This is a genomic window from Streptomyces longhuiensis, assembly GCF_020616555.1.
Taxonomy (GTDB): Bacteria; Actinomycetota; Actinomycetes; order Streptomycetales; family Streptomycetaceae; genus Streptomyces; species Streptomyces longhuiensis.
Genome location: NZ_CP085173.1, coordinates 6,458,381 through 6,483,781 on the forward strand (window position 1 = coordinate 6,458,381; position 25,401 = coordinate 6,483,781).

Annotated in this window: 22 protein-coding genes; 15 read left to right on the forward strand and 7 right to left on the reverse strand. The window is 71.2% G+C overall.

Going from position 1 to position 25,401, the window contains the following annotated elements; all coding sequences use genetic code 11:
- Window positions 1–34 precede the first annotated feature (34 nt).
- A complete protein-coding gene (locus LGI35_RS29865; protein WP_227297296.1) occupies window positions 35–1,909 on the reverse strand; it encodes an ABC transporter ATP-binding protein in 1,875 nt (624 codons plus the stop codon).
- A complete protein-coding gene (locus LGI35_RS29870; protein ID WP_227297297.1) occupies window positions 1,906–3,753 on the reverse strand; it encodes an ABC transporter ATP-binding protein in 1,848 nt (615 codons plus the stop codon). Before LGI35_RS29870 ends, LGI35_RS29865 begins: the two co-directional genes overlap by 4 nt.
- 174 nt (window positions 3,754–3,927) lie before the next feature.
- On the opposite strand from LGI35_RS29870, the gene LGI35_RS29875 reads away from it, so the two are divergent.
- Genes LGI35_RS29875 through LGI35_RS29890 form a run of 4 tightly spaced genes read left to right on the forward strand, consistent with a single transcriptional unit; the run spans window position 3,928 to window position 7,583 of the window.
- Window positions 3,928–4,866 (forward strand): ABC transporter ATP-binding protein, encoded by a 939-nt coding sequence (locus LGI35_RS29875; protein ID WP_227297298.1) that lies wholly within the window; start codon window positions 3,928–3,930, stop codon window positions 4,864–4,866.
- On the forward strand, window positions 4,863–5,636 hold the full coding sequence (locus tag LGI35_RS29880; RefSeq protein WP_227297299.1) for an ABC transporter permease: 774 nt from the start codon (window positions 4,863–4,865) through the stop codon (window positions 5,634–5,636). Before LGI35_RS29875 ends, LGI35_RS29880 begins: the two co-directional genes overlap by 4 nt.
- A 59-nt stretch (window positions 5,637–5,695) precedes the next feature.
- A complete protein-coding gene (locus LGI35_RS29885; protein WP_227297300.1) occupies window positions 5,696–6,949 on the forward strand; it encodes a sensor histidine kinase in 1,254 nt (417 codons plus the stop codon).
- The gene (locus LGI35_RS29890; protein WP_227297301.1) at window positions 6,939–7,583 is read left to right on the forward strand and encodes a response regulator; all 645 of its coding nucleotides are present in this window, start codon (window positions 6,939–6,941) and stop codon (window positions 7,581–7,583) included. The genes LGI35_RS29885 and LGI35_RS29890 overlap by 11 nt, the downstream gene beginning before the upstream one ends.
- Here LGI35_RS29890 and glgX read toward each other — a convergent pair.
- A complete protein-coding gene (gene glgX, locus LGI35_RS29895; RefSeq protein ID WP_227297302.1) occupies window positions 7,580–9,883 on the reverse strand; it encodes a glycogen debranching protein GlgX in 2,304 nt (767 codons plus the stop codon). The two genes, LGI35_RS29890 and glgX, sit on opposite strands and share 4 nt — an antisense overlap.
- A 174-nt stretch (window positions 9,884–10,057) precedes the next feature.
- Between glgX and LGI35_RS29900 the strand changes: the two genes are divergently transcribed.
- The 6 genes from LGI35_RS29900 to LGI35_RS29925 all read left to right on the forward strand — a co-directional run bounded on the left by LGI35_RS29900 (window position 10,058) and on the right by LGI35_RS29925 (window position 16,635).
- Window positions 10,058–11,251 (forward strand): L,D-transpeptidase, encoded by a 1,194-nt coding sequence (locus LGI35_RS29900; RefSeq protein ID WP_227297303.1) that lies wholly within the window; start codon window positions 10,058–10,060, stop codon window positions 11,249–11,251.
- Between the two features lie 184 nt (window positions 11,252–11,435).
- Entirely contained in the window at window positions 11,436–12,638 is a 1,203-nt protein-coding gene (locus tag LGI35_RS29905; RefSeq protein ID WP_227297304.1) for a L,D-transpeptidase, read from the forward strand.
- An 88-nt stretch (window positions 12,639–12,726) separates the two neighbouring features.
- On the forward strand, window positions 12,727–13,494 hold the full coding sequence (locus tag LGI35_RS29910) for an enoyl-CoA hydratase/isomerase family protein (RefSeq protein WP_116509701.1): 768 nt from the start codon (window positions 12,727–12,729) through the stop codon (window positions 13,492–13,494).
- A 232-nt stretch (window positions 13,495–13,726) separates the two neighbouring features.
- A complete protein-coding gene (locus tag LGI35_RS29915) occupies window positions 13,727–14,335 on the forward strand; it encodes an ATP-binding protein (protein WP_376223558.1) in 609 nt (202 codons plus the stop codon).
- A gap of 324 nt (window positions 14,336–14,659) precedes the next feature.
- On the forward strand, window positions 14,660–15,445 hold the full coding sequence (locus tag LGI35_RS29920; RefSeq protein WP_227297305.1) for a polysaccharide deacetylase family protein: 786 nt from the start codon (window positions 14,660–14,662) through the stop codon (window positions 15,443–15,445).
- Window positions 15,442–16,635 (forward strand): YncE family protein, encoded by a 1,194-nt coding sequence (locus LGI35_RS29925; RefSeq protein ID WP_227297306.1) that lies wholly within the window; start codon window positions 15,442–15,444, stop codon window positions 16,633–16,635. Before LGI35_RS29920 ends, LGI35_RS29925 begins: the two co-directional genes overlap by 4 nt.
- Window positions 16,636–16,663: 28 nt before the next feature.
- Here the strand turns inward: LGI35_RS29925 and LGI35_RS29930 are convergent, their stop codons facing one another.
- On the reverse strand, window positions 16,664–17,308 hold the full coding sequence (locus LGI35_RS29930; protein ID WP_227297307.1) for a GNAT family N-acetyltransferase: 645 nt from the start codon (window positions 17,306–17,308) through the stop codon (window positions 16,664–16,666).
- Window positions 17,309–17,365: 57 nt separating this feature from the next.
- Between LGI35_RS29930 and LGI35_RS29935 the strand changes: the two genes are divergently transcribed.
- Window positions 17,366–18,283 (forward strand): helix-turn-helix domain-containing protein, encoded by a 918-nt coding sequence (locus LGI35_RS29935; RefSeq protein ID WP_227297308.1) that lies wholly within the window; start codon window positions 17,366–17,368, stop codon window positions 18,281–18,283.
- A 41-nt stretch (window positions 18,284–18,324) separates the two neighbouring features.
- Window positions 18,325–18,540 (forward strand): EF-hand domain-containing protein, encoded by a 216-nt coding sequence (locus LGI35_RS29940; RefSeq protein ID WP_127831077.1) that lies wholly within the window; start codon window positions 18,325–18,327, stop codon window positions 18,538–18,540.
- Between the two features lie 83 nt (window positions 18,541–18,623).
- On the opposite strand, the gene leuA is transcribed toward LGI35_RS29940, so the two are convergent.
- Complete coding sequence (leuA, locus tag LGI35_RS29945; protein ID WP_227297309.1) at window positions 18,624–20,348, reverse strand: 2-isopropylmalate synthase; 1,725 nt, start codon at window positions 20,346–20,348, stop codon at window positions 18,624–18,626.
- 276 nt (window positions 20,349–20,624) lie between these two features.
- Here leuA and LGI35_RS29950 point away from each other — a divergent pair, with 276 nt between their 5' ends.
- On the forward strand, window positions 20,625–21,317 hold the full coding sequence (locus LGI35_RS29950; RefSeq protein ID WP_227300588.1) for a FadR/GntR family transcriptional regulator: 693 nt from the start codon (window positions 20,625–20,627) through the stop codon (window positions 21,315–21,317).
- 108 nt (window positions 21,318–21,425) lie between these two features.
- Window positions 21,426–22,085, forward strand: coding sequence for an NADPH-dependent F420 reductase (locus tag LGI35_RS29955; protein ID WP_227297310.1), 660 nt, complete (start codon window positions 21,426–21,428; stop codon window positions 22,083–22,085).
- Between the two features lie 21 nt (window positions 22,086–22,106).
- On the opposite strand, the gene LGI35_RS29960 is transcribed toward LGI35_RS29955, so the two are convergent.
- Window positions 22,107–22,658, reverse strand: coding sequence for a glycoside hydrolase family 25 protein (locus LGI35_RS29960; RefSeq protein WP_227297311.1), 552 nt, complete (start codon window positions 22,656–22,658; stop codon window positions 22,107–22,109).
- A 244-nt stretch (window positions 22,659–22,902) separates the two neighbouring features.
- On the opposite strand from LGI35_RS29960, the gene LGI35_RS29965 reads away from it, so the two are divergent.
- Window positions 22,903–23,889: a L,D-transpeptidase gene (locus tag LGI35_RS29965; protein ID WP_227297312.1), complete on the forward strand. Its 987-nt coding sequence runs from the start codon at window positions 22,903–22,905 to the stop codon at window positions 23,887–23,889.
- Between the two features lie 29 nt (window positions 23,890–23,918).
- Here LGI35_RS29965 and LGI35_RS29970 read toward each other — a convergent pair whose 3' ends face one another.
- Entirely contained in the window at window positions 23,919–25,289 is a 1,371-nt protein-coding gene (locus LGI35_RS29970) for an L-serine ammonia-lyase (protein ID WP_227297313.1), read from the reverse strand.
- Between the last annotated feature and the right edge of the window lie 112 nt (window positions 25,290–25,401).

Genomic DNA, 25,401 nt, shown 5'->3' on the forward strand with positions numbered 1-25,401 from the left:
CCCGGGCGCGGAGCGGCCGCGTCCGGGCCCCGCCTCAGCCGACCACGCTCTCCCGCCAGGCACGATGCAGATCGGCGAACGCTCCTGTACCGCAGATCAGTTGGTCCGGTGTGCCGTCCTCGGCGATCCGCCCGTGTTCCATGACCAGAACACGGTCGGCGATCTCCACCGTCGACAGCCGGTGCGCGATGACGACCGCGGTACGGCCGCGTAGCACCGTGAGCATCGCGCGCTGCACCGCCCGCTCGCCGGGGATGTCCAGAGAGCTCGTCGCCTCGTCGAGGATCAGGACCGCCGGGTCGGCGAGCAGCGCGCGTGCGAACGCGACCAACTGTCGCTGCCCGGCCGAAATTCGACCCCCGCGTTTGCGTACATCCGTGTCGTAGCCGTCCGGGAGCGCCGTGATGAAGTCGTGCGCGCCGATCGCCTTCGCCGCGTGCTCGATCTCCTCGCGGCTCGCCTCGGGCCGGCCGATCGCGATGTTCTCGGCGACCGTGCCGGAGAACAGGAACGCCTCCTGGGTCACCATCACCACACCCCGCCGCAGTTCGGCCGTGCCCAGGTCGCGCAGGTCGACGCCGTCGAGCAGGACCCGGCCCGCCGAGGGGTCGTAGAAGCGGGCCAGGAGCTTGGCCAGCGTCGACTTCCCGGCGCCCGTGGAGCCGACCACGGCGACCGTCTGTCCCGCGGGCAGCGTGAGGTCGAAGCGGGGGAGCACCTCGCCACCGGTGCGATAGCCGAACGAGACCTGGTCGAAGACGACCTCGCGGCCCGGACGGTCGCCGGCGAGCTCGGGCAGATCGCGCGGCGACGACGGCTCCGGCACCGTCGGCGTCTGGTGCAGCAGCCCCGCGATCTTGCGCAGCGAGGCCGCCGCCGACTCATAGGAGTTGAGGAACATCGCGAGCCGGTCGATGGGGTCGTACAGGCGGCGGATGAACAGCACGGCGGCCGCGAGGACGCCCAGTTCGAGCGTGCCGTCGGCGACACGGTAGGCGCCCCACAGGACCATTCCGGCCACGGCGGTGTTCGCGAGGAGACGGGAGCCGACGACGTAGCGCGCCATCTCGAGCAGCGCGTCCCCGTTGACCCGCTCGTGACGGTGGTTCAGCCCGGCGAAGTCCGCGTCGTTGGCGCGCTCGCGGCGGAAGGCGCGCACCGGCCTGATCCCGTTCATCGTCTCGGCGAACTTGACGATGACGCGCGCGATCGCCGATGACCGCTCCGCGTACACCCGGGCCGCGCGCCGCCGGTACAGCTGGATGAGGACGGCGAGCGGCAGGAACGACAGGGCCGCCACGGTGCCGATGCCGACGTCGAGCCAGAGCAGCATCGCCGTGATGTACACGGAGGCCAGGATGATGTTGATGAGCTCCTGGAGCCCCTCGGCCAGCAGCTCGCGCAGGGACTCGACGTCCGTCGTCGCGCGGGAGATGAGCCGCCCGGACGTGTAGCGGTCGTGGAAGTCGACGCTGAGGGCCTGCGCGTGCCGGAAGATCCGGCCGCGCAGATCGAGCAGCACGTTCTGGTTCACCCGCGCCGACACCTGCACGAACGCGAACTGGAAGAGGCTGGAGCAGGACGCCGCCAGGAGATAGCCGACCGCGACCGCGATCAGCGGGCCGTGGTCACTGGCACGGAAGGCGGGCACCGCGCTGTCGATGGCGTACGCGACGAGCAGCGGCCCCGCCTGCACGGCGGCCTGCTGGAGCAGCAGACACAGCACGGCCAGCCACACCGTGCGCCGGCTCGGCGCGAGCAGCGAGCGCAGCAACGCGCCGGTCGCGCCCTTGGGGGTGGGCAGATCGTCCTGGTCGAAGGGGTCGCCGGGGGAGGGGAGCCGCAGTTCCTCGCCGTCCTCGGCGGCCGGATCCTGCGGCGTACGGTCCGGCTTGGTCGTCGTGGTCATCGCGTGCCCTTCCCCTCCGGCCCGTGCGGCCCGTCGTCTTCGCTCTCCAGGTCGGCACCGGACATGAGATGCCGGTACTCCGCGTTCGCGCGCAGCAGTTCCTGGTGCGTGCCCACGGCGGTGATCCGCCCGCCCGACAGGAGGGCGACGCGGTCGGCGAGCAGCACCGTCGACGGCCGGTGCGCGACGACGAGCGCCGTGCTCGCGGCGAGCACCTCCCGCAGGGCTGCCTCCACCAGGGCCTCCGTGTGGACGTCGAGCGCGGACAGCGGGTCGTCGAGCACGAGGAAGCGCGGGCTTCCCACGACCGCGCGGGCGAGCGCGAGCCGCTGCCGCTGCCCGCCGGAGAGGCTGAGCCCTTGCTCGCCGACCTGCGTGCCGGCCGCGTCCGGCAGCGACTTCACGAACCCGGCCTGCGCGACGCCGAGCGCCCGGTCGAGCTGCGCGGCGTCCGCGTCGACCGCACCCATCAGCACGTTCTCCGCGACGGACGCCGAGAACAGCGTCGGCTCCTCGAAGGCCACGGAGACGAGGGTGCGCAACTCCTCGCGCTCCATGGATTGGATGTCCCGCCCGTCGAGCGTGATCCGCCCGCCGGTGAGCTCGTGCAGCCTGGGCACGAGCGCGGTCAGGGTCGTCTTGCCGCTGCCGGTCGCCCCGACGAGCGCCATGGTCTCCCCGGACCGCACATGCAGGTCGATCCGCTCCAGGACGGGCTCGGACGCGTCGGGGGCGTCCGGGTACCGGAAGCGGACCCCTTCGAACCGCAGCCCGCCCGCACCGTCCTCCGTCGCGGGGGTGCCCGCCGCCGAGCCCCCCTCGCTCTCCTCCGGCTCGTCCATGACCTCGAAGAACCGCCGGGTCGCCGTCGCCGCCTCCTGGCTCATGGCGAGCAGGAACCCGATGGAGTCGATCGGCCAGCGCAGCGCGAGGGCCGTCGACAGGAAGGCCACCAGCGTTCCCGCGGACAGCTTCCCGTCCGCGACCTGCACGGACCCGAGCACCAGCGCGGCCCCGAGCGCCATCTCCGGCAGCAGCGTGATGACGCCGAGGATCCCCGCCAGCAGCCGCGCCTTGGTGAGCTCGGTCCCGCGCAGCGTGCGCGACAGGTCACGGAAGGCCCGCGCCTGGCTGCGGTGCCGCCCGAACCCCTTGATGATCCGGATCCCGAGAACGGACTCCTCGACCACCGTGGTCAGATCCCCTACCTGGTCCTGGGCGCGGCGCGCGGCCGACGCGTACTTCGACTCGAAGCGGTAGCAGAGCACCATCAGCGGCAGCGCGGGCGCCAGCAGGACGAGGCCGAGCCCCCAGTCCTGCGCGATGAGCAGCACGAACCCGGCGACGATCGTCACGCCGTTGACGATCAGGAACGTCAGCGGAAAGGCCAGGAACATGCGTACGACCATGAGGTCGGTCGTCCCGCGTGACAGCAACTGGCCCGAGGCCCACCGGTCGTGGAACGCGACGGGCAGCCGCTGGAGATGCCGGTACAGATCCCCCCGCATGGCCGCCTCGACGCTCGCCAGCGGCCGCGCCACCAGCCACCGTCTCAGCCCGAAGAGCAGCGCCTCGGCGACCCCGAGGGCCAGCAGTGCGCCCGCGCCCAGCCACACCCCGCCCGGGTCGTGGTCCGTGACCGGCCCGTCCACGATCCACTTCAGGACTATGGGGAAGACGAGTGACAGACAGGAGGCGACCACGGCGACCGTCGCCGCTCCCGCCCAGCGCGCCCGCACCGGCCGTACGTACGGCCACAGGCGCAGCAGTGTGCGCACGGCGGACTGCTCTGCCGCCGGGACGAGTTGGTCGGGATCCGTGGCCGGTGCATGTGTAGTGGGCATCAGGAGTGAGACTACGGATCGGCACTGACAACGCCCACCGGGTTTCCGGCGAACCCGCCCCCGCGCCAAGGCCCGCCCCGCAGGGGTCGTAGCGCCGAGTCAACCGATCGGCTGATGCCCCTTCGAGCGCGATGGGCGATGCCGCGAAGGGGCCCGTGCCGGGATTCTCGGAGCATGACGACGACACACAGCGCAGTGCGGGGCGACAGGCCCCTGATCGAGGTCGCCGGGCTCCGCAAGGTCTATGCCGGGCGGGCCGTCGTCGACGACCTCTCGTTCACCGTCGGGGAGGGCGAGATCTTCGGCATCCTCGGCCCGAACGGCGCCGGCAAGACGACCGCGGTCGAGTGCGTCGAGGGGCTGCGCGTCCCCGACGCCGGCCGCGTCCGCGTCGCGGGCCTCGACCCCGTCGCCGACCACGACCGTGTCACCGAGATCCTCGGCGCCCAGCTCCAGGAGAGCGAACTCCAGGCGAAACTCACCGTCCGCGAGGCGCTCGAACTGTACGCGTCGTTCTACCCGAACCCCGCCGACTGGCGACCCCTGGCCGAGCGCCTGCGCCTCACGGACAAGCTCGGCACCCGGTTCGCGAAGCTCAGCGGTGGCCAGAAGCAGCGCCTGTTCATCGCGCTCGCGCTGATCGGGAACCCGCGGGTCGTCGTCCTCGACGAGCTGACCACCGGCCTCGACCCGCGCGCCCGCCGCGACACCTGGCAGCTCATCGAGGACGTCCGCGACAGCGGCGTCACCGTCCTGCTCGTCACGCACTTCATGGAGGAGGCACAGCGCCTCTGCGACCGGATCGCCGTGATCGACAAGGGCAGGATCGCCGCGCTCGACACCCCGGCGGGCCTCATCAGCCGGGCCGCGGGGTCCACCGTCATGTCGTTCACGCCGTCCGCGCCCCTCGACGAGGAGGTGCTGCGGGGTCTGCCCGCGCTCGCGTCCGTGGAGCACCGGGACGGCCGCGTCACCCTGGGCGGCACCGACGAGACGGTCAACGCCGTCATCACGCTGCTCGCCCGCCACCACATCACGGCCCACCAACTCCGCGTGTCCGACGCCACGTTGGACGACGCGTTCCTGGACCTGACGGGAGCCACCCAGTCATGAGCGCCATCACCGCCACCCCTGTCCGCGGCCGCGGAGCCAACTCCGCCGTCCTCAGGAGCGAGGTCCGCCTCTTCCTGCGCGAACCCGGCAGCCTCTTCGGAGTCATGGTCTTCCCGCCGGCCCTGCTCGTGATCCTCGGCTCCATCCCCGCGTTCCGGGAGGCCGACTCGGGCCCGGCCGGACTGCGCCTCATCGACGCGTACGTCCCCATCACCGTGCTGCTCCCGATGATCGTCGCGGGTCTGCAGGCGATGGCGCCGGTCATCGCCGGCTACCGGGAGCGGGGCATCCTGCGCCGCATGTCGACCACGCCCGTGCAGCCGCCCGCGCTGCTCGGCGCGCAGATGACCATCCACGGCGTCGCCGCGCTCACCTCGTCGCTGCTCTCGCTCGCCATCGGGCGGCTCGCGTTCGACGTGAAGCTGCCGCAGCAGGCCTTCGGGTATCTGCTCGCCCTGCTGCTGTCCGTCGTCGTCGCTCTGTCGCTCGGCGCGCTGGTCTCCGCCCGCGCCCGCACCGCGAAGGTCGCGAGCGCCATCGGCTCCACCGTGTTCTTCCCGAGCATGTTCTGCGCCGGGGTGTGGCTGCCGGTGCAGTCGATGCCGACGGCCCTGGCGAACGTCGTCGAGCTCACGCCGTTCGGCGCCGCGGCCCAGGCCATGAACCAGGCCGCGGCCGGTGACTGGCCGTCCTGGTCCCACCTGGCCGTGCTCGCCGCGTGGGCCGTGGTCCTGACCGCGGCGTCCGCGCGCTGGTTCCGCTGGGAGTGAGCGTGTGCCAGGTCCGGCCCGTGCAGACTGGAGCGATGGAAATGCACGGCACAGGTGCGATGGACACCACCATCCGGCAGCGGTGGGCCATGTTCCACCGCTACGGCCCCTACGCCCTGCTGGCCTTCAGCATCCCCTTGGTCCTGGCGACGTCGGACATCGCCGGCATGGGCCGGGAGCGGTTCCAGTGGTATCTCGCCGGCGGCCTCGTCGCGGCGGCCCTGCTCCTGGAGAGTGTGTGGGGCAGGCGGGCACTGCGCCACCCCGGCCCGTCCGCGACGGGCGCCGGCTACTACACGGTGCGCTGGGCCATCGCCTTCGTCCTGGCCTGGCTCAACCCGTTCTTCGTGTTCTACGCCGTCATCGGCTACTTCAGCGCCGACCGGCTGCTGCCGCGCCGGTTCGTGCGCACCGGACTGTTCGCCACCGCCGTCGTCATGGCCGGCTCCGAGGCCGGCGGGTTCCCGCCGAAGGGCCCGCTCACCTGGGCCGTCTTCGGTGCGCTGCTCGCCGTGAACATGGGTCTCGTCTCCGTCATGATGCACATCAACGTCAAGGAGGAGGAGCGCAACCGCGTCCAGGCAGAGACCATCGCCGAACTGGAGCGCACGAACAAGGCCCTCCAGGACGCCATGGCGGAGAACGCCGCCCTGCACACCCAACTCCTCGTCCAGGCAAGGGAAGCCGGCGTCGCCGACGAGCGCCGCCGGCTCGCCGCCGAGATCCACGACACCATCGCGCAGGGCCTGACCGGGATCATCGCCCAGCTCCAGGTCGTCGCGGGCACCCCCGACCCGGAACAGGCCCGTCAGCACCTCGACCGCGCCGCCGACCTCGCCCGGCACAGCCTCGGCGAGGCCCGCCGCTCCGTGCACAACCTCTCCCCGGCGGCCCTGGAGAACGCCTCCCTGTCCGAGGCGCTGAAGAAGACCGTCACCGAGTGGTCCCGGCGCACCGGCGTACGCGCCGAGTTCACCGTCACCGGCACCACCGAGCAGCTGCACGACGAGATCGAGGCGACCCTCCTGCGCATCGCCGAGGAGGCCCTGTCGAACGCGGCCCGGCACGCCCACGCCGGACGGCTCGGCGTCACGCTGTCCTACATGGCGGGCGAGGTCACCCTCGACGTACGCGACGACGGCCGCGGCTTCGATCCTCTGGAGCGGCCCGCCCGCACCGGCACCGGCGGGTTCGGCCTCGACGGGATGCGGGCCAGGGCCGAACGCATCGCGGGCGCGCTGACGGTGGAGTCGGAGCCCGGCGGCGGCACGGCCGTCTCGGCTCGCGTACCGTTGGTCCGCCATGACCAGTGACTCCCTCATCTCCCTGCTGATCGTCGACGACCACCCCGTCGTACGGGACGGCCTGCGCGGCATGTTCGAGTCGGCCGACGACTTCACGGTCCTCGGCGAGGCGTCGAACGGCGTCGAGGCCGTCGAACTGACCGCCCGCCTCGACCCGGACGTCGTCCTCATGGACCTGCGCATGCCCGGCGGCAACGGCGTGGACGCCATCAAGGAACTCACCCGCCGAGGCGCCCGCTCCCGCGTCCTCGTCCTGACCACGTACGACACGGACTCGGACACGCTGCCCGCGATCGAGGCGGGCGCCACCGGCTACCTCCTCAAGGACGCCCCGCGCGAGGAGCTGTTCACGGCCGTACGCGCCGCCGCCGACGGCCGCACCGTGCTGTCCCCGGCGGTCGCCTCCCGCCTGGTCACCGCGGTCCGCACCCCGGCCGCCCCCGCCGACGAACCCCTCTCGGCCCGGGAGCGCGAGGTGCTCGCCCTGGTCGCCAAGGGCACGTCGAACAAGGAGATCGCCCGTGTCCTGTTCATCAGCGAGGCGACGGTGAAGACCCATCTCACCCACGTGTACGGCAAGTTGGGCGTGAAGGACCGCGCGGCGGCGGTCGCCGTGGCGTACGACCGGAAGATCCTCGGCTAAGGGCGGTCCTCCCCGGCGTCCGAGGGGAGCACCCGCAGCAGCAGGACCGTGCGCCCGGGCACGGTGATGACGGCCCCCGCCGCGTGCGTCACCGCCGGTGTGTCCTGCTGCTCCTCCAGCGACGTGTCGACCACGACCTCGTACGCCCGTGCCCACGGTCCGCCGGGCAGGACACAGCTCTCCGGCCGGTCCCCGGCGTGCAGGACCGCGAGGAAGCTGTCGTCCGTGACGGGCGTGCCCAGTGCGTCGCGGCCCGGGATGTCGCGCCCGGAGAGGTACATCCCGAGGGTGGCCGCGGGCGCGTACCAGTCCCGCTCCGTCATCTCCGTGCCGCCGGCCGTGAACCACGCGAGGTCCCGCAGCCCGTCCGCCGAGTGCGCGCGCCCCGAGAAGAACGCGCGCCGCCGCAGCACCGGATGGGCGTGCCGCAGGGCGATCAGCCGCGACGTGAGGTCGAACAGGGCCCGCCAGCCCGGCTCTTCGAGGAGCGACCAGTCCACCCAGCTGATCTCGTTGTCCTGGCAGTACGCGTTGTTGTTGCCGCCCTGCGTGCGCCCCAGCTCGTCACCGGCGACGAGCATCGGCACCCCGGTGGACAGCAGCAGCGTCGTCACCAGATTCCTCAGCTGTCGCCTGCGCAGGGCGAGTACGCCCTCGTCCGCCGTCTCGCCCTCCGCGCCGCAGTTCCAGGCCCGGTTGTCGTCGGTGCCGTCGCGGTTGCCCTCGCCGTTGGCCTCGTTGTGCTTGTGGCCGTACGACACCAGGTCGCGCAGCGTGAACCCGTCGTGGGCGGTGACGAAGTTGACCGACGCGTACGGGCGGCGCCCGCCCCACGCGTAGAGGTCGCTCGACCCGGACAGGCGGTAGCCCAGGTCCCGCACATCGGGCAGGGCGCCGCGCCAGAAGTCCCGTACGGCATTGCGGTAGCGGTCGTTCCACTCGGTCCACAGAGGTGGGAAGGCGCCGACCTGGTAGCCGCCCGAGCCCACGTCCCAGGGCTCCGCGATCAGCTTCACCCGCCGCAGGACCGGGTCCTGCGCGATCACCGCGAGGAACGGCGACAGCATGTCCACGTCGTGCATCGAGCGGGCCAGTGCCGCCGCCAGGTCGAAGCGGAAGCCGTCCACGCCCATCTCCGTCACCCAGTAGCGCAGGGAGTCGGTGAGCAGGCGCAGCACGTGCGGCTGCACGACGTGCAGGGTGTTGCCGCAGCCCGTGTAGTCCGCGTACCGGCGCGCGTCGTCCTGGAGGCGGTAGTAGCCGCGGTTGTCGATGCCCTTCAGGGAAAGCGTCGGGCCGAGCTCGCCCGCCTCCGCCGTGTGGTTGTAGACCACGTCGAGAATGACCTCGATACCGGCCTCGTGCAGCGCCCGCACCATCCGCTTGAACTCGCCGACCTGCTGCCCGCCCGTCCCCGACGCCGCGTACGCCGCGTGCGGGGCGAAGTAGCCGATGGAGTTGTAGCCCCAGTAGTTGCGCAGGCCCCGCCTCAGCAGGTGGTCCTCATGGGCGAACTGGTGCACGGGAAGCAGCTCGACCGCCGTCACCCCCAGCTTCACCAGATGCTCCACGGCCGCGGGATGCGCGAGCCCCGCGTACGTCCCCCGCAGCTCCTCGGGGATCCCCGGGTGCCGCTGGGTGAACCCCTTCACATGCAGTTCGTAGATCACCGAATCCGCCCACGGCGTCTTCGGCCGCCGGTCGTCCGTCCACTCGTCGTCGGGTGCGTCGTCGTGCACGACCACCCCCTTGGGGACGTACGGGGCCGAGTCCCGGTCGTCGCGCACGGTGTCTGCCACATGCTGCTCGGGCCAGTCACGCACATGGCCGTAGACCTCGGGCGGCAGCACGAAGTCCCCGTCCACGGCCCGCGCGTACGGGTCGAGGAGCAGTTTCGCCGGGTTCCAGCGCGCGCCCGTCCACGGGTCCCAGCGGCCGTGCACCCGGAACCCGTACCGCTGCCCCGGCAGCACGTCCGGTACGAAGCCGTGCCAGATCTCGTGGGTCAGCTCGGTCAGCGGGGCGCGCCGCTCGCGGCCCGCGTCGTCGAAGAGGCAGAGGTCGACCGACTCCGCGCCGCCCGCCCAGAGCGCGAAGTTGGTGCCCGCCGTGCCGTCCGGTCCCACCCGGAAGCGCGCGCCCAGCGGGGTCGGGGCGCCGGGCCACACCGGCTCGACGGGCGGCGGCCTCTCTCTCGTGCGGCGGCCCCTCCGTCCGGTCGCGGAGCGCGCCTGCGGAAGCCCCGCGGGCCGTTCCACCAGGGCATCCTGTGGTGCCTCCTGCTCGGGTGCGCTCGCCACCTGTCATGCCTCCCGCGGCTCGGTCGGGCCGGCGCCACCGGCAGGGGAAGGGCGTGCGGCGTCCCGGCCGCGGCTCCCCGTCGCGTCGTCCTCCCCAGTGTTCTGCCCAGAGCTTGGGTCGCACTCACGTTTCCCCGGCGGGGTGACAGTCGTTGATCGGGTGTGAGAACAACTGTGAGAAACGCAGGGGCCACCCTGGCCGCCGTACTGACCTGGGCGGTGGTGCTGACCGGAGTCACCGGATGCACCGCCGCGGAGGATCTGCTCGGCAAGCCGGGGTCCCCCGAGGAAGCGATCAAGGTCGTCCCGGCCGACGGGACCAAGAACGTAGCGGCCGACCGGCCGATCGAGGTGAAGGTGCCGGACGGGCGCCTGCAAACGGTCAAGGTCGTGAAGCTCCAGGACGGGGAGGAGGCTCCGGTCCGCGGCCGGATCGACGAAGACGGCACGCGATGGCGGCCGACCGGAGAAAAGCAGCTCTCCCTCGCCGCCAAGTACACCGTGGACGTGGTCGCGCGCGACGAGGACGGTCACCGCTCGGCCCGCCACACCACGTTCACGACGTCCGTCCCCGCCAAGCGGTTCGTCGGCTACGTCACGCCGGAGGACCGGTCCACCGTCGGCACCGGCATGATCGTCTCGCTCGAGTTCAACAGGGCCATCGCGAACCGGGCCGCCGTCGAACGCGCCATCCACATCACGACGAAGCCCGCCGTGGAGGTCGCCCCGCACTGGTTCGGCAAGACCCGCCTCGACTTCCGGCCGCGCGACTACTGGAAGCCGGGCACGAAGGTCACCGTCGATCTGGGGCTGCGCGACGTGCAGTCGGCCCCCGGTGTGTACGGCGTGCAGCACAAGAAGATCGCCTTCACCATCGGTCGCAGCCAGACCAGCGTGGTGGACGCGGACGAGGACACCATGGAGGTGCGCCGCGACGGCGAACTCGTCGACACCATCCCCATCACCGCCGGGGCGGCCAAGACTCCCACGTACAACGGGAAGATGGTCGTCAGCGAGATGCTCGAGATGACCCGGATGGACAGCCGCACCGTCGGGTTCGGCGGCGAGTACAACGTCCCCGACGTGCCGCACGCCATCCGGCTGACGACATCCGGAACGTTCCTGCACGGCAACTACTGGACATCGGACGCCTTCGGTGACCGCAACATCAGCCACGGCTGCATCGGGCTGGCCGATGAGAGGGGCGGCAGCTCGGATTCGCCCGCGGGTTGGTTCTTCGACCGCACCCTCGTCGGGGACGTCATCGAAGTGGTCAACAGCAAGGACAAGGTGGTCGCCCCCGACAACGGCCTCAGCGGCTGGAACATGAACTGGAAGGACTGGAAGGCGGGCACGGCAGCGCGCTGAGCCCCGCGAGGGCCGGCCCGGCCCATGCCTCACCCCACGCCCCGTCAAAGCCGGGCCAGTTGGGACTGAACGGTGACATACCTGGGGATCCATAACCGCAGGTCGTGTGGTTATCTGTCGCAGTGCGCGCTAGGACGCGCTGGGGTGCGGGCCTGACCGGCCTTGCGCGAGGGGAGACAAGATCGTGAACGGGCGACGACCGATATCGGGGGCTCTGCTGGGGGCCGCTCTGCTGCTGGCCACGGCTTGCGGCGGAGGGGGCGGCGGCTCCGGTGCGGGAAGTGACGGCAAGGGCGGCGACTCGGGGAAGGCGGACACCAACAAGCCCTCCCAGGCCGTCGTCACCATCGCCCCGAAGGACGGCGCGGACGGCGTGGCCACCAGCGGAGACCTCCGGATCACCGCCGACAAGGGCAAGTTGACCGAGGTGAAGGTCGCCGACACCAAGGGCAACCCGGTCGAGGGAAAGATCGTGGACGGCGGCGCCGGCTGGACGCCCGCCCATCACCTGGCCGCCTCCACCAAGTACAAGGTGCACGCGGTCGCCAAGGACTCCGCGGGCCGTGAGTCCGCGAAGGACGTCGCGTTCACGACGCTGGTCCCGAAGAACACATTCGTCGGCCAGTTCACGCCGGAGGACGGCTCGAAGGTCGGCGTCGGCATGCCGTTCTCGGTCCACTTCACCCGGGGCATCACGCACCCGGAGGACGTGGAGAAGGCCATCGAGATCAAGACGGAGCCGTCCGTGCCGGTCGAGGGCCACTGGTTCGGCAACGACCGTCTCGACTTCCGCCCCGAGAAGTACTGGGCCGCGGGCACCAAGGTGACCGTCAAGCTCAACCTCGACGGCGTCGAGGGCCGGCCGGGCGTCTACGGCAAGCAGGCCAAGACCGTGAAGTTCACGATCGGCCGCAGCCAGGTCTCCACGGTCGACGCCAAGACGCACATGATGACCGTGAAGCGCGACGGCAAGACGATCAAGAAGGTCCCGATCACCACGGGCAAGCCGGGCTACTCCACGTGGAACGGCCAGATGGTCATCAGCGAGAAGCTCACCGTGACCCGTATGAACGGCGAAACGGTGGGCTACGGCGGCGAGTACGACATCAAGGACGTGCCGCACGCGATGCGCTTGACGACGTCCGGCACGTTCATCCACGGCAACTACTGGGGCGGCGGCGCCTTCGGCAACTACAACGCCAGCCACGGCTGCGTGGGCCTGCGCGACGTGCGCGGCGGCTACGACAGCAAGGTGCCCGCGGCCTGGTTCTTCAACAGCTCGATGATCGGTGACGTCGTCGAGGTGAAGAACTCGCAGGACCGGACGGTGGCCCCGGACAACGGCTTCAACGGCTGGAACATGTCCTGGGAGAAGTGGAAGGCCTGACCCCTTTCCGTCCCTGAGCGAAGAGGCCCGGCGCACTGTGACCAAGTGCACCGGGCCTCTCCCGTTAACGCGCACTAACCTGCTGTCCATGACTGCCTACCTCGAAGTCGCCGAAGGCGTCGGCACGATCCGGCTCGACCGGCCGCCGATGAACGCTCTGGACATCGCCACCCAGGACCGCATCAAGGAGCTCGCCGAGGAGGCCTCGCGCCGCGACGACGTGCGCGCCGTGGTCGTCCGCGGCAGCGACAAGGCGTTCGCCGCGGGCGCGGACATCAAAGAGATGCAGGCCATGGACCACGCGGCCATGATCGTGCGCTCCCGCGCCCTGCAGGACTCGTTCACGGCCGTCGCGCGCATCCCCAAGCCGGTCGTCGCCGCGGTCACCGGCTACGCGCTCGGCGGCGGCTGTGAGCTCGCGCTGTGCGCCGACTTCCGCATCGCCGCCGACGACGCCCGGCTCGGCCAGCCCGAGATCCTGCTCGGCCTGATCCCCGGCGCGGGCGGCACGCAGCGCCTCGCGCGTCTGGTCGGCCCCTCCAAGGCGAAGGACCTCATCTTCACCGGGCGCCATGTGAAGGCCGAAGAGGCCCTCGCCATCGGCCTGGTGGACCGGGTCGTGCCCGCCGCGGAGGTCTACGAGCAGGCGCACGCCTGGGCCGCGAAGCTGGCGCAGGGGCCGGCGCTCGCGCTGCGCGCCGCGAAGGAGTCCATCGACGTGGGCCTGGAGACGGACATCGACACCGGTCTCGCGGTCGAGCGGAACTGGTTCGCGGGCCTGTTCGCCACCGAGGACCGTGAGCGCGGCATGCGGAGCTTCGTCGAAGAGGGCCCGGGCAAGGCCAAGTTCCTCTAGCCGGTACGCCGGTACGCCCGGCGCCGGTGCACGGGCTCGCGGACCGCGCGAGACGCCCGTATCAACTTCCCCTGAGCCACTTGCAGTTGACGGGATGTCTCACCGCTGTCCCTCGTTGGGGCGGTTTATCGCAGCCTTAAGAGAACCTTAAGGCCGTTCCGGTCGCCGAGGTCGGTGATCGGGTCGAATCGCGCGATCGTCGCAGCTCAGCAGGTATGCGGCAACGGTCTAACTGCCAGTGTCATATGCCAAACCAGCCCCCCGGAACGGAAGGTTCCGGGGGGCTTATTCAGCAGGAACGGCCCCGGAACGCGCTGTGGGCAGCCATGATGGGGGCATGGCGGGGCTGGAGGGTATCGAACAGCCGCGGAGGCACGGGAGTGCGACCGCGGCGCGCTGGTCGCCTGCGGTCGAGGACGAACGGGCTCTGAAAGCACTGGAGTTGTTCGGGAATCCGGCCGAGGCGGAGGTGCCGCTGCCGTCGCGACCCGAGTCGGCGGCGACCGCGCGCAGGCTCGCCCAGGTGGTCGTCCTGCGGCACTGGGGGCTCTCCCCGAAGATGACCGAGGACGTCGTGCTGCTCGTCTCCGAGCTCGTCGGCAACGCGGTGCGGCACACGGGGGCCAGGATCTTCGGGTTACGGATGGTCCGCAGGCGCGGCTGGATCAGGGTCGAGGTGCGGGATCCCTCGCGCGGCCTCCCCTGTCTGATGCCCGTCCACGAGCTCGACATCAGCGGGCGCGGACTCTGTCTCGTCGACAAGCTGTCCGACCGCTGGGGCGTGGATCTGCTGCCGCGCGGCAAGACCACCTGGTTCGAGATGCGGGTCGCCGACCGCTGAGTGCGGGTCCGCCCGGCGGCAGCGCGGGCGTCGGGGGCGTTCGGGGGTACACGAAAGCCCCCGTTTTCGCCTTGTGGGGCGCCGCGGGGGCTTTCGTGGAGCGCCGTGGACGGTGGGGGTGTTATCCACGGCAGCTGTCGACGACCGAGCCCGGGTCAATGGGGGTCGTGTTCCCGACTATGGCAGACCTCGGCCCGTGAGGCCAAATGAATCGTCGGTGATGTGGGCCACGAGCCTGGCAAATGAAGATTTATTAATGACCCCGTCCAGTAATTATTAAGACCCTCGGGTCGGTAAGTCCCTTTTGTGCCGTATTGGACTTAAATGCGGCGGGTGACCACGACCGACCGCCGCGGAGCCCTCCGCTTCGGCGCCGGACTCACCGCCGCCGCCCTCACCACCGGCTGCTCCACCACGGACCGCGACCCCGTGGCCGCCGGGCACTCCGCGAGCCCGGCCCACCCCGCGCGCGCCGCCCCGGTGGCCCCGCGCCCCCGCCGCTTCCCCGGGCAGCCCGCCCAGATCGACCACGGGCCCCGCAACCGCCCCCGCGTCGCCCTCACCTTCCACGGCCAGGGCGATCCGGCCATCGCGTACGCGCTCCTCAAGGAGGCCGAGCGGGCCCACGCGAGGGTGACGGTCCTGGCCGTGGGCACCTGGCTCGACGAGCACCCCGCCGTGGCCCGGCGCATCCTCGACGGCGGCCACGACCTGGGCAACCACACCCTGAACCACAGTGACATCAACGCGATGTCCGAGGCCGAGGCGCGCGCGGAGATCACCGGCTGCGCGGACCGCATCCGCCGGCTCACCGGCTCCATCGGCACCTGGTTCCGGCCCTCGCGCACCCAGCGGGCGACCCCGCTCGTCGTGAGCCTGGCCGCCGCCGCCGGCTACCCGCACGTCCTGTCGTACGACGTCGACTCCCTCGACTTCACCTCACCGGGTGCCGACGTGGTGACGCGCAAGGTCACCTCGGAACTCCGCGAAGGCTCGGTCGTGAGCCTGCACTTCGGTTACGCGGACACGGTCGCCGCGCTGCCCGCCCTCCTGGAAGCCATCGACCGCCGCGGACTGGCCGCGGTGACCACCACGGAGCTGCTGACATGACACCGCGCCGCACCCGAGCCACCGCAAGTCTCATCGCCGCCACCACCGTCCTCGCGGCCCTCGCGGGCTGCAGCGCCGAGCCCAAGGCGCACCGGGCCGCCGAGGCGCTCGGTACGCACGGCGTGAAGGCCGCCGAGCCGAAGCCGAAGCCGGTGGACCGGGGCCTGCCCGGCATGCCGCCCGTCCTCGACCCCAAGGACCTCTACGCCGCCGACCGCCCCGACAAGCTGTCGCCGGTCGTCAAGGACTTCCCGTCCCGCGTCTACGTGCCCAACACCGAGTCCGACACCGTCTCCGTCATCGACCCCAAGACGTACAAGGTCATCGAGACGATCCCCGTCGGCAGGCAGCCGCAGCACGTCGTGCCGTCCTGGGACATGAAGACGCTGTGGGTCAACAACGACAAGGGCAACACGCTCACGCCCATCGACCCGAAGACCGGCAAGGCCGGCAGGACGGTGGACGTGCACGACCCGTACAACCTCTACTTCACGCCCGACGGCAAGTACTCCATCGTGATGGCCTCGCTCGACCGTGAGCTGGTCTTCCGCGACGCGCACACCATGAAGACGGTCAAGACCGTGCCCGTCAGCTGCTACGGCGTCAACCACGCCGACTTCTCGGCCGACGGCCGGTACTTCATCGTCTCCTGCGAGTTCAGCGGCGAACTCCTCAAGGTCGACACCGCGAAGATGAAGGTCGTCGGCCAGGAGCGGCTGCCCTTCAAGGGCGCGATGCCGCAGGACGTCAAGATCTCCCCGGACGGCAAGACGTTCTACATCGCCGACATGGTCGCCAACGGCATGTGGGTCCTGGACGGCAAGAACTTCACGACCCCCGAGCTCCTGCCCACCGGCAAGGGCACCCACGGGCTCTACGTCAGCCGGGACTCCCGCGAGATGTACATCTCCAACCGCGGCGAGGGCACCATCTCCATCTTCGACTTCGCGAAGAACAAGCTGACCAAGAAGTGGACGCTGCCCGACGGAGGCAGCCCCGACATGGGCGGCGTCTCCTCCGACGGCAAGGTCCTCTGGCTGTCCGGCCGCTACGACTCCGAGGTGTACGCCATCGACACGCGTACGGGGAAGCAGATCGCCCGCATCCCCGTCGGGGACGGCCCGCACGGCCTGGCCGTGTACCCGCAGCCCGGCCGCTACTCGCTCGGCCACACCGGCATCTTCCGCTAGGGCCTCTCGTCCGGATCGGGCCGGGCCGCTACCGGGGCGCGGTGAACAGCGCCTCCGCGCCGACGGGACGGTAACCGGCCGCCTGGAACGCCCGCACACTGCGGGCATTCCCGGGGGACTGCTGGGACCACACCGGCCCGCCGTCCGGGACCAGATGCCGGGCGGACACCGCGAGAAGGCGGCCGAGGCCCCGGTGGCGCGCCTCCTCGTCGACCTCGATCGCCGTCTCCCAGCGGCCCGCGACGCCGCGCCCGAGGACCAGCACCCCGCCCTCCGCCGCCCACATCCGCACGTCGTCGCGGCGCAGCCGCGCCCGCGCCACCCGCGGATGGTCCCGTTCCGCGATCTCCTTCAGGGCCACCGGCGGCCCGCCGGGCAGCGCCGGAGCCACCGTGAGCAGGTCCGTCGTGTCGTGACGGCGCCCGGTCCGCTCCAGGAGCGCGCCGAGGAACCGCGGATTCATCGTCGCCGCCAGCGGATCGCAGTCGAGGCCGCGCAGCGTCTCGTGCACCCACCCCGGGTCCTCGTCCGTGAACACCACCGAGTGGGCGGTGAAGGACAGCACACCCGCGTCCCGGTGATCCGTCTGCGGCACCACCGTCGTGCCCCCGTCCGGCGGCGGGAAGACTCCCCGCGCGGCGGCGTCCAGAATGTCCCGCAGAGTGCCCGGCATGACGTTCCCCTCGGCTCGCTTGAGTCTCCACCCACTGGAAGGCCCAGACTCCTCGACATGATCGACGACGGCTCGCGGCTGCTCACCATCGGGCAGCTGTCCCGGCGCACCGGCCTGTCGGTGCGCACCATCCGCTACTGGTCCGACGTGGGCGCCCTGCCACCCGTCGGACGCAGCTCGGGAGGCTACCGCCTGTACGACGCGCAGTCCCTCGCACGGCTCGAACTCATCCGCACCCTGCGGGAGTTGGGCCTCGGCCTGGACGACGTACGCAGCGTGGTGGACGGGGAGTCGGACATCGCGTCCGTGGCCGCCGCGCACGTGGCGGCGCTGGATGCGCAGATCCGCTCGCTGCGGCTGAACCGGGCCGTCCTTTCGACCGTCGCGAAGAGGAACTCGAGCGCAGAGGAGATGGCCCTGATGAACAAGCTGGCGCGGCTGAGCGCCGCCGAGCGCAAGCACATCATCGACGACTTCATGGAGCAGACCTTCGGCGGCCTGGACGCCGCCGACCCGGACATCCGCACCCGGATGCGGGTCATGGTCCCGGACCTGCCGGACGACCCGACGACCGAGCAGGTCGACGCGTGGGTGGAGCTGGCCGAGCTGATGCAGGACCCGGACTTCCGGGCGCACATGCGCAGCATGATCGAGTTCAACGCCGCCGACCGCGGGCCCGACGTGCCGCCGGGCAGCTCGCTGTGGTTCATGAGCCGCCTCGTGCAGCTCGCCGGGGAGGCACGGGAGCGCGGCGTCGCGCCCGAGTCGCCCGAGGCGGAGGAGGTGCTGCGGGGGCTGCTCGGCGCCGGCGCCGACCTGGCCGCCGTACTGGAGCGCATGGAGGCCGCCGCCAACGACGACGTGGCCCGCTTTCGTGACCTGGTGTCCCTGGTGCGGGGCCTGGAGACGCTGCCCCGGCACAACGAGGAGTTCGCGTGGGTGGTCGCCGCACTGCGCGCTCGCACCGCCCGTTAATCTGACCTCCGTCAGTGTTACAGCAAGAAGGGGTGGACCCGGTGGCGGACATCGAGGAAGCACGCAAGGCGTTCCAGCGGTTCGACGCGGACGGCGACGGCTTCATCACGGCGGCCGAGTACAAGAGCGCGATGGCTCAGATGGGCGACTTCAACGTCACCGAGTCGGTCGCCGAGGCGCTCATCGCCCGGCAGGACGCCAACGGGGACAAGGTCCTCTCGTTCGACGAGTTCTGGGCGAACCTGAACAAGGCCTGAGCGCCGATACCCCAGCTCCAGCGTCTTCGAGGGGGCGCCCACCGGACTCCCGGCGGGCGCCCCCTGCGCTTCCTGCCGCGTTCCTACCGGGCCGCCACCGCCCGGTTCACGGCCGCCAGGACCGCCTGGACCGACGCCACCAGCGGCGAGGGGTCGCGGCCCGCGCCCCACGCCGTCACGCCGTCGACCCGGCACTGCGCGTACGCCGCCGCCTCCTCGCCGTGCGCGTCCTCGGTGAAGTCGACGATGTCGACGCCGACCCCGGCCGCCGCGAGCGCGTCCACGAAGGCGGACAGGGTCCCGCCGCCCCGCCCCTCGAAGTCGCCCGTGCGGTCGCCCACTTGGAGGGTGCACACGAACCGGCGCGCCTGCCCCTCGCCGTCCGTCGACCACGCCGTCAGGGACACGTGCCCGGCGCCGCGCCCCGGCTCCAGGCAGGTCGAGCGGAACAGCTCGTACAGGTCCTTCGGGGTCGCCTCGTGCCCGCTGTCGTCCGTGGCCTCCTGGACCACCCGCGCGAAGTCGGGCCGCATCCGCGCCGGCAGGTCGACGCCGTGGTGCGTGGCGAGCAGATACGCCATTCCGCCCTTGCCCGACTGCGAGTTGACGCGGATCACTGCCTCGTAGCTGCGGCCCACGTCGGCCGGGTCGATCGGCAGGTACGGCACGTCCCAGCGCGCCTCCCGCGCCGGGACCCCGGCCGCCGCTGCCGCCGCCGCGTGATGCGCGAGGCCCTTGCTGATCGCGTCCTGGTGCGTCCCGGAGAAGGCCGTGTAGACGAGGTCGCCCCCGTAGGGGTGGCGGGGGTGCACGGGCAGCCGGTTGCAGTGCTCGACCACCTCCCGTACGGCGTCGATGTCGGAGAAGTCGACCATCGGGTCGACGCCCTGCGCGTACAGGTTCATGGCCAGGGTGACCAGGTCGACGTTGCCGGTGCGCTCGCCGTTGCCGAAGAGGCAGCCCTCGACGCGCTGGGCGCCCGCGAGGACCGCGAGTTCGGCGCAGGCGACGCCCGTGCCGCGGTCGTTGTGCGGATGCACGGACAGGATCACCGCGTCGCGGCGGGACAGGTTCTTGTGCATGTACTCGATCTGGTCGGCGTACACGTTCGGCGTCGCGATCTCGACCGTCGCCGGGAGGTTGTGCGTGACCGGCCGGTCGGGGCTCGCGTCCCACAGCTCGGTCAGGCCGTCGCAGATCTCCAGGGCGAAGTCCGGCTCGGTGACGTTGAAGGTCTCCGGGGCGAACTGGAAGCGGATGTGCGCGCCGGGCCGGGCGTCCGCGAGGCGCGCCATGTGCGCGGCGGCGTCCCGCACGGTCTCCCACACCTGCGCGCGGTCCCGGCCGAGCACGACGTCGCGCCAGACGCGAGAGGTCGGGATGTACAGATGGACGACCGCGCGCGGCAGGCCCTCGATCGACGCGAAGGTCCGCTCGATCAGATCGCGCCGCGCGGGCGTGAAGACGACGGGCGTGACGTCGTCGGGCACGGCTCCCGACGTCACCAGGTGGCGTACGAAGCCGAAGTCGGTGCGGCTCGCCGACGGGTAGCCGACCTCGATCTCCTTGAACCCCGTGCGGACGAGCAGATCGAAGAAGCGGCGCTTGCGGCCGGTGTCCATCGGTTCGGCGAGCGCCTGGTTGCCGTCGCGCAGGTCGACGGGGACCCACAGGGGCGCCCGCTCGATCCGGGCGCCCGGCCAGCTCCGCTCCCGCACGGGGACGTCGACGCGGTCGTGGTGCGGGCGGTAGCGGTGGTACGGCATGGGGCCCGGCTGCTGCCGGTTCCAGTCATGGGCGGTGGTCATGCGGTGACGTGTCCTTCGGCTCGGTCGGACGACGACCGGCAGCACGGCATCCCGCGGCGGGGTGCCGGTCGTGTCAGGCCCCGCCGCGGCAGCCGAGAAGGAGGAGACCGCGGAAGATCACGAGCAGTAGGCTAGTCACAGCTCAGGTCCTCAGACAAGTTGTTCGGGAAAATGGAAAGGTCCGGTCCGCAGAGGGATAAAGTCTCCGCGTTCACGCGGTGTCCAGGACGAGCCGCGGTGTTCAACAGCGGTGTTCAAGAAGAGCAGGTGATTCCCGTGGCGCTCGGCGCGCTCCGTCCCAGCCCTCTGGTCGAACAGGCCGCCGAGCGGTTGCGCGAGCAGATCGCGTCGGGGCACTGGCCGGTCGGCACCAAGCTGCCCGGCGAGACGACCCTCGCCAGGGAACTCGGCGTCGGCCGCTCCACGGTCCGCGAGGCACTGCGCGCCCTCGCCGGCGCCGGACTGGTCCGGGCCCGGCAGGGCGCGGGCGTCTTCGTGACCGCCGACCGGCCCGTCGAGGACTGGCCCGCGCGGCTGCGCGCCGCGGCCGTCGCCGACGTCTACGAGGTCCGCGTCCTGATGGAGGTCCAGGCCGCGCGCCTCGCCGCGCGCCGCCGCACCCCCGAGGACGTCACGGCGATGCGCGCGGCCCTCGACGCGCGCAGAGCGACGGCGGAGGTGGGCGGCGCCGCGTTCGTCGACGCCGACATCGCGCTCCACGCGGCGGTCGTGGCCGCCGCCCACAACCCCGTACTCACCGACCTCTTCGCCGAGTTCGCGCCCGCCCTGCGCCAAGGCCTCGTCGACCTGCTCGACCTCGTCGACGTCCGCGCCGCCGAGGCCGGCCACGGCGACGCGGCGCACACCGCGCTCGTGGACGCCGTCGCGTCGGGCGACGAGGACGCCGCCGAACGCGAGGCGCGGGAGGAGCTGGCCGTGATGCGGGGCAAACTGGCGCGCCAGGACTGAGGCAGGTGCGGCCCCGTTCGTGTGGCACCCGCGCCGGACCGGCATGGCCCGGTCGGCCCGGAGGTACGTGACCACGCGCGTACGCACGCTCCTCCGGAAGGGCTCCACATGAAGATCGGCATCATCGGCGCCGGCAACATCGGCGGCAATCTCACCCGCCGTTTCACCGCGGCCGGCCACGACGTGTCCGTGGCCAACTCGCGCGGCCCCGAGACCCTGCGTGACCTCGCCGGGGAGACCGGTGCCACGCCGGTGACCGTCGCAGAGGCGGCCCGCGGCGCCGACGTCGTCGTGGTCACCGTCCCCATGAAGGCCGTCCCCGGTCTGCCCGCCGACCTCCTCGACGACGCGCCGGAAGGCGTCACCGTCATCGACACCGGCAACTACTACCCGCAGCAGCGCGACGGCCGGATCGCCGCCATCGAGGAGGGCATGCCCGAGAGCCGCTGGACCGAGCTCCAGCTCGGCCACCCGGTCGTCAAGGTCTTCAACGGCACCTACGCCCACGAACTCCTCGACAGGCCGCGCCCCAAGGGCGACCCCGAGCGCATCGCCCTGCCCGTCGCCGGCGACGACGACGCGGCCAAGACGGTCGTACGCGCCCTGCTCGACGGGATCGGCTTCGACTCCGTGGACACGGGCGGCCTCGACGAGTCCTGGCGCCAGCAGCCCGGCACCCCCGTCTACGGCCTCGCGGCGGACGCGGACACCGTCCGCAAGGCCCTCGCCGAGGCGTCCCCGGAACGCACGGCGGAGTGGCGCGCCTGAGTCACCCGGTGCGAGGGCGTGTCACGGGGTGGCCCAGTCCCGCAGCGCGCCCTTGCTCGTGAACTGGGCGACGTCCTTGTCGATCGGACTGTCCGTGTACTGGTGGAACTTCCAGGCCGCCTTGATGCGCGGCTTGCCGGCCGTCGTGTAGTCGGCGATCCAGAGGCCGTCACCGGCGTAGGACGTCGTGTCGACGTTGAGCCAGAAGTTGCGGTTCGTGTAGAGCAGCACCCGGTGATGGGGGCGCAGGCGCTTCACCTCGCGGATGAAGCGGTCCTTCTCCGCGTTGCTCGCGCGGGTGCCCTCACCGGTCGTCTCCCAGTCCACGGCGAGCAGGTCCCCCGCCTTCTCCGGGGCCTTGCTCACGAAGTACTCGGCCTGGGCCGTGAGGTTGCCCGGCCACAGGAAGTGGTAGAAGCCGACGACGCAGCCGCCGTCGCGGGCCAGTTTCGTCTGCGCCGTGAGCCGCGGATTGACGTACGAACGCCCCTCCGTCGCCTTGATGAAGACGAACGACTGGCCGTCCGTGTCGAAGGTGGACTGGTACGAGCTGACGTCGATACCGCGCAGCATGCTGGCCTCCTGGTCGGTGGGGCGACGAGGTCGAACATCCATCGTCCCCGATCGGATCCCGCGGGGGTACCTCTTTCCGCACGTTGATCCACCTGTGTGACGCGGCGCCGCCAGGACGTTTCGACGGCCGCAGTCTTGGAACACGCTTTACACGGCTTCGTGCAACTGCCGGAGCCGTGTCGCTGTCTGACAGGGAGTTGGTCCCGTTGGGGGCCGTCGGGTGACTCGGAGAGTGGGGCAGGTCGTGGGACGGCGCAAGGGCGGAATAGGGATCGCGCTCGTGACGGTCGCGGTGCTGGTGGGCGCGAGCGCCTGCGGCGGCGGTGGCGACAAGGAAGCGGGCGGGAACGACGGGAAGGCGGCGGGGAAGCCGAGGTCGAGCGCCTCGCCCAAACCGGCGAAGCCCAAGGGTCCGCCCATGCTGCTTGAGACGATCACTCCGCTGAACGACGCCAAGGTCGGTGTGGCGATGCCGATTTCGGTGGTCTTCACCGACCCGGTGGCCGCCAAGGCGCGTGCCTCCGTCGAGAAGCACATGAAGGTCAGCACCTCGCAGCCGGTGGCCGGCGCCTGGCACTGGTTCGGCGACAAGCGCGCGGACTGGCGCCCGAAGGAGTACTGGCCCTCCGGTACGAAGGTGAAGATCGACGCCGACATGAAGGGCGTCAGCAACGGCAACGGCCGCTACGGCGTGCACGGTTACACGCACACCTTCACGGTCGGCGACGACGTCCGGGCCGACGTCTCCGTCACCGGTCACACCATGAAGGTCACCAAGAACGGCCAGGCGGTGCGCACGCTGTCGATCAACGCCGGCAGCGCCGAGTTCCCGACCTGGAACGGCACGATGGCCGTCATCGACAAGCAGAAGGAGGTCCACATGACCTCCTGCAGCGTCGGCATCAGCTGCAACAAGGGCAGCGCCAACTACTACGACCTGACGCTGCCCTGGGACGTCCACCTCACCCAGTCCGGCACCTACGTCCACTACTCGACCGGCGACCCGAACCCGGGCAGCGGCTCCGCCCGTGGCTCACACGGCTGCGTCCACCTGTCGCTGGCCGACGCCAAGTGGTTCTACGGGCAGGTCAAGCAGGGCGACCCCGTCACGATCACGGGCTCGCCGCGCGCCAAGGCTCCGGCCGACAACGGCTACGCGGCCTTCAACCTGAGCTGGGACCAGTGGCTCGCGGGGAGCGGGGCCGGGGAGGGCACGACGGCGACCCTGTGACCGCCGCCGCCCTCGACGCCCGCTGATCCTCAGCACTCGATGATGTTCACCGCGAGCCCGCCGCGGGCCGTCTCCTTGTACTTGACGGACATGTCGGCGCCGGTCTCCTTCATGGTCTTGATGACCTTGTCGAGGGAGACCTTGTGGCTGCCGTCGCCGCGCATGGCCATGCGGGCCGCGGTGACGGCCTTCACGGCGGCCATGCCGTTGCGCTCGATGCAGGGGATCTGGACGAGGCCGCCGACGGGGTCGCAGGTCAGGCCGAGGTTGTGCTCCATGCCGATCTCGGCGGCGTTCTCGACCTGCTCGGGGGTGCCGCCGAGGACCTCGGCGAGGGCGCCCGCGGCCATCGAGCAGGCGGATCCGACCTCGCCCTGGCAGCCGACCTCGGCGCCGGAGATGGAGGCGTTCTCCTTGAAGAGCATGCCGATGGCGCCCGCGGAGAGCATGAAGCGGACGACGCCCTCCTCGTCGGCGCCGGGCACGAAGTTGATGTAGTAGTGCAGGACCGCGGGGATGATGCCCGCGGCGCCGTTGGTGGGCGCGGTCACGACGCGGCCGCCCGCGGCGTTCTCCTCGTTGACGGCCATCGCGTAGAGGGTGATCCACTCCATGGCGCGGGCCATCGGGTCGCCCTCGGCGCGCAGCTGGCGGGCCGAGTTCGCGGCGCGGCGGCGGACCTTGAGGCCGCCGGGCAGGATGCCCTCGCGGGACATGCCGCGCGAGACGCAGGCCTGCATGACGCGCCAGATGTCGAGCAGACCGGAGCGGATCTCGTCCTCGGTGCGCCAGGCCTTCTCGTTCTCCAGCATCAGGGCGGAGATGGACAGGCCGGTCTCCTCGGCGAGGCGGAGCAGCTCGTCGCCGGTGCGGAAGGGGTACTTGAGGACCGTGTCGTCGGGGACGATCGGGTTCTCGCCGGCCACCGCATCTTCGTCGACGACGAAGCCGCCGCCCACCGAGTAGTACGTCTTCTCCAGGACGAGGGCGCCCTCGTGGTCGTAGGCGAAGATCGTCATGCCGTTGGCGTGGTACGGGAGCGCCTTGCGGCGGTGCAGGACCAGATCGTCGTCGAAGCTGAACGGGATCTCGTGGACGCCGAGCAGGTTGATCTTCCCGGAGGTCTTGATCGCCTCGACGCGGTCGTCGGCCTTCTCCACGTCGACGGTGCGGGGGGAGTCGCCCTCCAGACCCAGCAGCACCGCCTTGGGGGTGCCGTGGCCGTGTCCGGTGGCGCCGAGGGAGCCGTAGAGCTCCGCCCGTATCGAGGCGGTGTGGGCGAGCAGGCCCTCGTTCTTCAGGCGGCGCGCGAACATGCGGGCCGCCCGCATCGGGCCGACCGTGTGGGAGCTGGACGGGCCGATGCCGATCGAGAACAGGTCGAAGACCGAGATGGCCACGGGGGAACTCCTAGGTGGGGTTTCGGCGGACGCCGTTGTCCGCCGGGTGGTGCGCAAGCAGATACGGAGGGCGGTGCATGGGGCGGGGCACCGCTCTCACTGTCCAGTGTGC

What these genes read in the sequence shown, in the direction of transcription:
- LGI35_RS29865 (WP_227297296.1), bottom strand. Translation starts at nt 1,909, where the DNA reads ATGACCACGACGACCAAGCCGGACCGTACGCCGCAGGATCCGGCCGCC.
- LGI35_RS29935 (WP_227297308.1), top strand. Translation starts at nt 17,366, where the DNA reads ATGATCGACGACGGCTCGCGGCTGCTCACCATCGGGCAGCTGTCCCGG.
- LGI35_RS29885 (WP_227297300.1), top strand. Translation starts at nt 5,696, where the DNA reads ATGGACACCACCATCCGGCAGCGGTGGGCCATGTTCCACCGCTACGGC.
- LGI35_RS29930 (WP_227297307.1), bottom strand. Translation starts at nt 17,308, where the DNA reads ATGCCGGGCACTCTGCGGGACATTCTGGACGCCGCCGCGCGGGGAGTC.
- LGI35_RS29910 (WP_116509701.1), top strand. Translation starts at nt 12,727, where the DNA reads ATGACTGCCTACCTCGAAGTCGCCGAAGGCGTCGGCACGATCCGGCTC.
- LGI35_RS29880 (WP_227297299.1), top strand. Translation starts at nt 4,863, where the DNA reads ATGAGCGCCATCACCGCCACCCCTGTCCGCGGCCGCGGAGCCAACTCC.
- LGI35_RS29890 (WP_227297301.1), top strand. Translation starts at nt 6,939, where the DNA reads ATGACCAGTGACTCCCTCATCTCCCTGCTGATCGTCGACGACCACCCC.
- leuA (WP_227297309.1), bottom strand. Translation starts at nt 20,348, where the DNA reads ATGACCACCGCCCATGACTGGAACCGGCAGCAGCCGGGCCCCATGCCG.
- LGI35_RS29955 (WP_227297310.1), top strand. Translation starts at nt 21,426, where the DNA reads ATGAAGATCGGCATCATCGGCGCCGGCAACATCGGCGGCAATCTCACC.
- LGI35_RS29870 (WP_227297297.1), bottom strand. Translation starts at nt 3,753, where the DNA reads ATGCCCACTACACATGCACCGGCCACGGATCCCGACCAACTCGTCCCG.
- LGI35_RS29925 (WP_227297306.1), top strand. Translation starts at nt 15,442, where the DNA reads ATGACACCGCGCCGCACCCGAGCCACCGCAAGTCTCATCGCCGCCACC.
- LGI35_RS29920 (WP_227297305.1), top strand. Translation starts at nt 14,660, where the DNA reads ATGCGGCGGGTGACCACGACCGACCGCCGCGGAGCCCTCCGCTTCGGC.
- LGI35_RS29960 (WP_227297311.1), bottom strand. Translation starts at nt 22,658, where the DNA reads ATGCTGCGCGGTATCGACGTCAGCTCGTACCAGTCCACCTTCGACACG.
- LGI35_RS29875 (WP_227297298.1), top strand. Translation starts at nt 3,928, where the DNA reads ATGACGACGACACACAGCGCAGTGCGGGGCGACAGGCCCCTGATCGAG.